The 1,584-nt window shown below is 62.8% G+C and carries 2 protein-coding genes; both read left to right on the top strand.

What is annotated here, in order from left to right; genetic code table 11:
* Positions 1-724 (top strand): electron transfer flavoprotein subunit alpha/FixB family protein (locus AF337_RS32035; protein WP_049735267.1); only part of this gene is annotated, 724 nt, incomplete at its 5' end.
* A gap of 15 nt (positions 725-739) precedes the next feature.
* Complete coding sequence (locus tag AF337_RS32030; protein ID WP_049735266.1) at positions 740-1,438, top strand: dimethylsulfonioproprionate lyase family protein; 699 nt, start codon at positions 740-742, stop codon at positions 1,436-1,438.
* Positions 1,439-1,584 lie beyond the last annotated feature (146 nt).

Here is a 1,584-nt window from a genome sequence, read left to right as displayed (position 1 = left end):
CGCCGAGCCGCTTTCCGACCTGATCGTCTCGCTCGCCGGTTCCTATGACACGATCATTTCGGCTGCCACCTCGACCGGCAAGAACGTGCTGCCGCGCGTCGCCGCCCTGCTCGACGTCGCCCAGGTCTCCGAAATCATCGAAGTGATCTCCTCCGACACCTTCAAGCGGCCGATCTATGCCGGCAATGCCATCCAGACGGTGCAGGCAAGTGATGCCAAGAAGGTGATCACCGTGCGCACCGCCTCGTTTGCCTCGGCATCTGAAGGTGGCTCTGCTGCCGTCGAGGCGATCCCGGCGGCTTCCAATCCGGCTCTGTCGCGTTTCGTCGCCGATGCGCTGTCGACCTCCGACCGTCCGGAACTGACGTCTGCGAAGATCATCCTCTCCGGCGGCCGGGCGCTCGGCTCTGCCGAGAAGTTCAGGGAGGTTATTCTGCCGCTCGCCGACAAGCTCGGGGCTGCCGTCGGCGCATCACGTGCGGCCGTCGATGCCGGTTATGCGCCGAACGACTGGCAGGTCGGCCAGACGGGTAAGGTGGTGGCGCCGCAGCTTTATATCGCCGCCGGCATCTCCGGAGCGATCCAGCATCTGGCCGGCATGAAGGATTCGAAGGTGATCGTCGCCATCAACAAGGACGAGGAGGCGCCGATCTTCCAGGTTGCCGACTACGGCCTGGTCGCCGATCTGTTCGAGGCCCTGCCGGAACTGGAAAAGGCGCTCTAAGCGAGGGGACTGAACGTGGCGCGCGCGGTGGGACGTCCAATCAAACGTGGGGCCGACCTTCTTCTGAACGATGAGGAAAAGCCGGCCTATATACGGCTGCACGACATCGGCAGGGAAAGGCGTCCTCGGCCGCTGCAGGAATTCCTGAACGATGTCGGCGGCCTGATGTTGTCGGCCGACGCCCCGGCCGTCGCCAGTTTCGTCGCGGGCAAGGTTCTGCAGAAGCTGCTCAAAACCGGCAAGGTGCGCCCCCTGGAGGGCGGGCCTATTCCCGGCGCCCCCGAAGGACTTGACGACGCCATTGGCCATCTTGCGAAATCAGGACGGAAATACGAGGCGATCGCCGGCCAATTCAGAAGTTTGGCCGACAGCCTGCTCTGGCGGCGCGGCCGCTCGGGTCCGTTTGCAAGCCTGAATTTCGGCAATACACATTCGCATGCTGTGGTGGTCGGTCCCGGCGGCATGGAGGAGCGCGCCGATCTCAGGGTCGGCGTGATCTACATGGACCGCTACACCCGGTTTCCCGATCACGTTCAGACGCAGCCGCGCGCCTTCATTCTGCTGTCGCCCGGCGAAATCTGCCTTGGCAATTCCCAATGGTTCTCCGCCGCGACCGGCACGGTCTTCGCAAACGATGCAGGGCAATCCTTCGCGATAAGATGTACGGCAAGGCCGCTTCTTGCGGTCTGGTGCCAGGTTGAGCCCGAGACGTGATGGGGTTTGGGCAGCGATCGGCGAAAGCCGGTGAGGCGCCAGTCTATCGAATTATGTAGCAGTCAGAATTCAATTTCAGAGGAAGGATATCAAAATGGACGTTCGCGCCGCCGTAGCCGTTCAGGCCGGAAAACCGCTCGAAGTGA

This window comes from Rhizobium ecuadorense (assembly GCF_001187535.1).
GTDB lineage: Bacteria > Pseudomonadota > Alphaproteobacteria > Rhizobiales > Rhizobiaceae > Rhizobium > Rhizobium ecuadorense.
Note: the sequence above shows the minus strand (reverse complement) of the source record. Positions and strands in the feature narration are given on the sequence as shown.